The organism is Agrobacterium sp. 20P9.1.2, assembly GCF_057799395.1.
The window spans coordinates 1-5,530 of sequence record NZ_JBYOKI010000013.1; the positions used below are offsets into that span (position 1 = coordinate 1).

At 50.2% G+C, this 5,530-nt stretch carries 8 protein-coding genes and 2 pseudogenes; 5 read left to right on the forward strand and 5 right to left on the reverse strand.

The genetic code is table 11. The annotated features are described in order from the left end of the window. A pseudogene (locus AC27VJ_RS22500) lies at nt 1–324 on the forward strand (hypothetical protein); the annotation flags it as partial. Between the two features lie 31 nt (nt 325–355). Here the strand turns inward: AC27VJ_RS22500 and AC27VJ_RS22505 are convergent. The 4 genes from AC27VJ_RS22505 to AC27VJ_RS22520 form a co-directional block, all read right to left on the reverse strand. Beyond that, nucleotides 356–853, reverse strand: coding sequence for an RES family NAD+ phosphorylase (locus AC27VJ_RS22505; RefSeq protein ID WP_488685907.1), 498 nt, complete (start codon nt 851–853; stop codon nt 356–358). 8 nt (nt 854–861) lie between these two features. Then, nucleotides 862–1,212 carry an MbcA/ParS/Xre antitoxin family protein gene (locus AC27VJ_RS22510; RefSeq protein ID WP_113090084.1) on the reverse strand — a complete coding sequence of 117 codons (351 nt, stop codon included), beginning with the start codon at nt 1,210–1,212 and terminating at the stop codon, nt 862–864. 436 nt (nt 1,213–1,648) lie between these two features. Then, a complete protein-coding gene (locus AC27VJ_RS22515) occupies nt 1,649–2,053 on the reverse strand; it encodes a hypothetical protein (protein ID WP_488685906.1) in 405 nt (134 codons plus the stop codon). A gap of 41 nt (nt 2,054–2,094) precedes the next feature. After that, a complete protein-coding gene (locus tag AC27VJ_RS22520; protein WP_113090081.1) occupies nt 2,095–2,313 on the reverse strand; it encodes a hypothetical protein in 219 nt (72 codons plus the stop codon). Between the two features lie 904 nt (nt 2,314–3,217). Between AC27VJ_RS22520 and AC27VJ_RS22525 the strand changes: the two genes are divergently transcribed. The 4 genes from AC27VJ_RS22525 (at nt 3,218) to AC27VJ_RS22540 (ending at nt 5,175) form a co-directional block, all read left to right on the forward strand. Continuing rightward, nucleotides 3,218–3,436: a hypothetical protein gene (locus AC27VJ_RS22525; protein WP_113090081.1), complete on the forward strand. Its 219-nt coding sequence runs from the start codon at nt 3,218–3,220 to the stop codon at nt 3,434–3,436. A 41-nt stretch (nt 3,437–3,477) separates the two neighbouring features. Continuing rightward, nucleotides 3,478–3,882, forward strand: coding sequence for a hypothetical protein (locus tag AC27VJ_RS22530; protein ID WP_488685906.1), 405 nt, complete (start codon nt 3,478–3,480; stop codon nt 3,880–3,882). A gap of 436 nt (nt 3,883–4,318) precedes the next feature. Continuing rightward, a complete protein-coding gene (locus AC27VJ_RS22535) occupies nt 4,319–4,669 on the forward strand; it encodes an MbcA/ParS/Xre antitoxin family protein (protein ID WP_113090084.1) in 351 nt (116 codons plus the stop codon). An 8-nt stretch (nt 4,670–4,677) separates the two neighbouring features. After that, nucleotides 4,678–5,175, forward strand: a complete 498-nt coding sequence (locus AC27VJ_RS22540; RefSeq protein WP_488685907.1) for an RES family NAD+ phosphorylase — start codon at nt 4,678–4,680, stop codon at nt 5,173–5,175. A 31-nt stretch (nt 5,176–5,206) separates the two neighbouring features. Here AC27VJ_RS22540 and AC27VJ_RS22545 read toward each other — a convergent pair. Further along, nucleotides 5,207–5,530 (reverse strand): annotated as a pseudogene (locus AC27VJ_RS22545) (hypothetical protein); the annotation flags it as partial.

A 5,530-nucleotide genomic window follows, 5' to 3' on the forward strand; every position in this document is an offset into this window, starting at 1 on the left:
AGTTATCATCCTCTGGCGATCAACGATTATCGGTTTATGACAAGTGTTGACCGTGTGCCGCTCAATGGTTCGGTCGCGTTTGTTGCCCAGCCTCTTCGGGCACTTATGGATTTGGTAGCGCTTCGCAAGGTTGAGTGGAGCGGGCTCGAATGGTTGACGGTCGGTATGAGGATTGAGGAAGATGTCCTCCTCGGATTGCGACGTAAGCGTTTTACGGCACTGAAGCCGGTGTACAAACATAGGGCTTCAAATGTTTTTCTCCGGGCGCTGGAGGGAGCCCTAATGGCTTCTGAGCGTGTGCATGATCTTGAGGTCAGAGCATGACAGAAGAAGAGGGACCGGTGGCATCGCGGTATTAACGCGATAGTCTGCGTTCATCGTCAATCAAGGTCAGGCGATGCGGGGCGCAAGCTCCCCAGGTCCAAAGGACGATATTGAGGTCGTCTTCCGTTGCGCCCTGAGCGAAGCTCTTGACGATCAACCCATAAAAGCCAGCGCTTTTTAGATCTCGCGCAAGCTGCTGCGTGCGGGCTTCAGCGAACGTGTTCATATCGTCTCGCCAAGAGTTGGCACCGAGAGTGTGGACGTCAAGATCATAATCATAAAGCGCCTTACCATCACGTGTATCAAAGAGAGGATCGATGTCCGCCTCATAGGAGACAAGAGTGGTTGGCTGCAGGCTACCAGCTTGATTGGCTTCCCTGAGAGCGGTCATGATGGTGAGAGACGTATAAAGTGCCGGCATGCCTTTAGGATTGAACCTGCCACCATAGAGTTCCGCGCCGCGACCGGAAAGCGGTTCACGAGCATAGAGGGGGTTGAGTGCTCGATAGAGTTTACCTCGATACTGCATCGACAAAGTCAAGCATGAACGCCAGCGTCGATGGCATCTATATAATCGAGCACTTCGTGAGCACGGCCGTCTCGCACGAGTTGCATTGCAGTATGACCCGAGAAGCCAGCCAGTGGTTCCGATCGATACCAGGCATAGGCCATGAGCGCTGACCCGAAGCGCGATTCGACTTTATTGACGACTTCGACCATTTCGCGCAGGCGCCGCTGAGTTTTGTCGGATTTCATGCGCTCCTTGCGTTGAATTGCATCTTTACCCAGTCCGGCGGTACGAGCAATGTCGTCACTCGTCGTATGGAATACATCTGCAATTTTTTTCGGTGCAAACATTCCGTCGTCAGCGTATTGAGCAATGGACATAAACGCCTCCATAGTTTTTGACGCTTTTAATGACGCAGTATAGCGTCGATATATTCGGCAATCAAGCACTCTGAGAAATCTGATCGGCAATACAGCGAGCGCTTTGTCATTTGACGAGAGCCGTGACCCTTGCGTTGGCACCTAGCTCTCTATCAACATTGCTGATGGGCGGCGAACAGTCGCCCTAGTGTTGCTTTCATCGCCCGTCCCGACAACGAAAGGTACCTCTCGGATTATGACCTGCTTATCGCCGTCAATGATGAGCGGTTTGGCGAAAAATAGGAAGGTGCTATCATTGTTGATCCGTGGCAGTGATAATTTGAGAGACACACTGATGCACATCCCTCTACCATTTCTTATTCGATGGCAGCTGATATGAGCCGGTTGGTTTCATGTTCATGAGCCTCGTACTGCTGGACCGGTCGTTAAGCCCGCCCTAAACGCCGTTTATGATGTTGCAGATTCCTTTGCGGACGATATTTTTATCGGTGACCTGTCCGGCTTGAATATTGAACACGGCGTCGATTCGAACTGCTGCACTTTTTTGCCTGGCAACAACCCGAAGCGTCTGGATCCTGCCGCTTCCGCTGGTTTCCTGATGGGCGTCAATTGATGACAAGGACTTATCGATCTTGATACCCGAAAAGCCTTCAGCGGCCACGGCCTGCGCGAGTTTTTGCAGGACAATAGGGGCTTTTGCTTTAGGCAACTCCTGCCATGACTTGTAAGACACGGCGGTCACCATTGGTAGGCCGGAAACGCTGAAGTTTTTCTCGCAGGACGCGGCAAGAGCTGGATTTGCAAAAGCTGTGAGGCTCAGGGCTGCAATGACATGTTTCATAGTATGTGATCCGGTAATTGTTAAGATGGCGGTGTTGACGATCAGAGGTCCGACCGTTTGCCTCTGTAGTCGATAGGCGGCGGAAGAGCCTCATGTGCTTGTGCAAGCGTTTCGAGCCATTCGGCTAGACCGGCAGGGACGGCGTTGTTGCCCGCTTCAAGGGCCTCGATCCACGAAAGCTCGCATTGCAGGGCGGATGCGATATTGATCGGCGTCCAGCGGATGACTCGCAGACATTGATTAAAGCGCTCTGGCGACATGTTGATTTCGCTACCCCTGTCATTTTGAGCGATGGTCTGCTAGCTGATTGCGATAGTCAATCCATTTCTGCAACCTTGAGGGACGTGAAGCCAAGCAAATTTAGATATATTTTCCATTAAACGGCATATCAATACATGTGAATCCATTATGTATACTTATCACTTGGAATATTGTTTCACTCAAGTCAAGTGAGCAGGCGAGGTAAAATATATAATAGTTGCGCTGGTAATTTATATATAATATTTTAATCGTATAGATTGGAAAGGCACATAAATCTTGACCTGCGATTCAGCGGGGAATTTCTGGGCGATTTAGTATTCGCAGACCGGTCGATTGTTTTATATAGCTTTTTGACTACTTTAGACAAAGGAAACGGGAAGCAAACAAGATGGATTTAGATGGCCTGAGTAGGGCGACAAGCTGACGGCTTGCAATTACAATAACAGTATCATGATACTGTTATTGTAATTGCAAGCCGTCAGCTTGTCGCCCTACTCAGGCCATCTAAATCCATCTTGTTTGCTTCCCGTTTCCTTTGTCTAAAGTAGTCAAAAAGCTATATAAAACAATCGACCGGTCTGCGAATACTAAATCGCCCAGAAATTCCCCGCTGAATCGCAGGTCAAGATTTATGTGCCTTTCCAATCTATACGATTAAAATATTATATATAAATTACCAGCGCAACTATTATATATTTTACCTCGCCTGCTCACTTGACTTGAGTGAAACAATATTCCAAGTGATAAGTATACATAATGGATTCACATGTATTGATATGCCGTTTAATGGAAAATATATCTAAATTTGCTTGGCTTCACGTCCCTCAAGGTTGCAGAAATGGATTGACTATCGCAATCAGCTAGCAGACCATCGCTCAAAATGACAGGGGTAGCGAAATCAACATGTCGCCAGAGCGCTTTAATCAATGTCTGCGAGTCATCCGCTGGACGCCGATCAATATCGCATCCGCCCTGCAATGCGAGCTTTCGTGGATCGAGGCCCTTGAAGCGGGCAACAACGCCGTCCCTGCCGGTCTAGCCGAATGGCTCGAAACGCTTGCACAAGCACATGAGGCTCTTCCGCCGCCTATCGACTACAGAGGCAAACGGTCGGACCTCTGATCGTCAACACCGCCATCTTAACAATTACCGGATCACATACTATGAAACATGTCATTGCAGCCCTGAGCCTCACAGCTTTTGCAAATCCAGCTCTTGCCGCGTCCTGCGAGAAAAACTTCAGCGTTTCCGGCCTACCAATGGTGACCGCCGTGTCTTACAAGTCATGGCAGGAGTTGCCTAAAGCAAAAGCCCCTATTGTCCTGCAAAAACTCGCGCAGGCCGTGGCCGCTGAAGGCTTTTCGGGTATCAAGATCGATAAGTCCTTGTCATCAATTGACGCCCATCAGGAAACCAGCGGAAGCGGCAGGATCCAGACGCTTCGGGTTGTTGCCAGGCAAAAAAGTGCAGCAGTTCGAATCGACGCCGTGTTCAATATTCAAGCCGGACAGGTCACCGATAAAAATATCGTCCGCAAAGGAATCTGCAACATCATAAACGGCGTTTAGGGCGGGCTTAACGACCGGTCCAGCAGTACGAGGCTCATGAACATGAAACCAACCGGCTCATATCAGCTGCCATCGAATAAGAAATGGTAGAGGGATGTGCATCAGTGTGTCTCTCAAATTATCACTGCCACGGATCAACAATGATAGCACCTTCCTATTTTTCGCCAAACCGCTCATCATTGACGGCGATAAGCAGGTCATAATCCGAGAGGTACCTTTCGTTGTCGGGACGGGCGATGAAAGCAACACTAGGGCGACTGTTCGCCGCCCATCAGCAATGTTGATAGAGAGCTAGGTGCCAACGCAAGGGTCACGGCTCTCGTCAAATGACAAAGCGCTCGCTGTATTGCCGATCAGATTTCTCAGAGTGCTTGATTGCCGAATATATCGACGCTATACTGCGTCATTAAAAGCGTCAAAAACTATGGAGGCGTTTATGTCCATTGCTCAATACGCTGACGACGGAATGTTTGCACCGAAAAAAATTGCAGATGTATTCCATACGACGAGTGACGACATTGCTCGTACCGCCGGACTGGGTAAAGATGCAATTCAACGCAAGGAGCGCATGAAATCCGACAAAACTCAGCGGCGCCTGCGCGAAATGGTCGAAGTCGTCAATAAAGTCGAATCGCGCTTCGGGTCAGCGCTCATGGCCTATGCCTGGTATCGATCGGAACCACTGGCTGGCTTCTCGGGTCATACTGCAATGCAACTCGTGCGAGACGGCCGTGCTCACGAAGTGCTCGATTATATAGATGCCATCGACGCTGGCGTTCATGCTTGACTTTGTCGATGCAGTATCGAGGTAAACTCTATCGAGCACTCAACCCCCTCTATGCTCGTGAACCGCTTTCCGGTCGCGGCGCGGAACTCTATGGTGGCAGGTTCAATCCTAAAGGCATGCCGGCACTTTATACGTCTCTCACCATCATGACCGCTCTCAGGGAAGCCAATCAAGCTGGTAGCCTGCAGCCAACCACTCTTGTCTCCTATGAGGCGGACATCGATCCTCTCTTTGATACACGTGATGGTAAGGCGCTTTATGATTATGATCTTGACGTCCACACTCTCGGTGCCAACTCTTGGCGAGACGATATGAACACGTTCGCTGAAGCCCGCACGCAGCAGCTTGCGCGAGATCTAAAAAGCGCTGGCTTTTATGGGTTGATCGTCAAGAGCTTCGCTCAGGGCGCAACGGAAGACGACCTCAATATCGTCCTTTGGACCTGGGGAGCTTGCGCCCCGCATCGCCTGACCTTGATTGACGATGAACGCAGACTATCGCGTTAATACCGCGATGCCACCGGTCCCTCTTCTTCTGTCATGCTCTGACCTCAAGATCATGCACACGCTCAGAAGCCATTAGGGCTCCCTCCAGCGCCCGGAGAAAAACATTTGAAGCCCTATGTTTGTACACCGGCTTCAGTGCCGTAAAACGCTTACGTCGCAATCCGAGGAGGACATCTTCCTCAATCCTCATACCGACCGTCAACCATTCGAGCCCGCTCCACTCAACCTTGCGAAGCGCTACCAAATCCATAAGTGCCCGAAGAGGCTGGGCAACAAACGCGACCGAACCATTGAGCGGCACACGGTCAACACTTGTCATAAACCGATAATCGTTGATCGCCAGAGGATGATAACT

Excerpts from the sequence above, each read along its gene's own strand:
- AC27VJ_RS22505 (WP_488685907.1), bottom strand. The coding sequence starts at position 853 with ATGCAGTATCGAGGTAAACTCTATCGAGCACTCAACCCCCTCTATGCT.
- AC27VJ_RS22510 (WP_113090084.1), bottom strand. The coding sequence starts at position 1,212 with ATGTCCATTGCTCAATACGCTGACGACGGAATGTTTGCACCGAAAAAA.
- AC27VJ_RS22515 (WP_488685906.1), bottom strand. The coding sequence starts at position 2,053 with ATGAAACATGTCATTGCAGCCCTGAGCCTCACAGCTTTTGCAAATCCA.
- AC27VJ_RS22520 (WP_113090081.1), bottom strand. The coding sequence starts at position 2,313 with ATGTCGCCAGAGCGCTTTAATCAATGTCTGCGAGTCATCCGCTGGACG.
- AC27VJ_RS22525 (WP_113090081.1), top strand. The coding sequence starts at position 3,218 with ATGTCGCCAGAGCGCTTTAATCAATGTCTGCGAGTCATCCGCTGGACG.
- AC27VJ_RS22530 (WP_488685906.1), top strand. The coding sequence starts at position 3,478 with ATGAAACATGTCATTGCAGCCCTGAGCCTCACAGCTTTTGCAAATCCA.
- AC27VJ_RS22535 (WP_113090084.1), top strand. The coding sequence starts at position 4,319 with ATGTCCATTGCTCAATACGCTGACGACGGAATGTTTGCACCGAAAAAA.
- AC27VJ_RS22540 (WP_488685907.1), top strand. The coding sequence starts at position 4,678 with ATGCAGTATCGAGGTAAACTCTATCGAGCACTCAACCCCCTCTATGCT.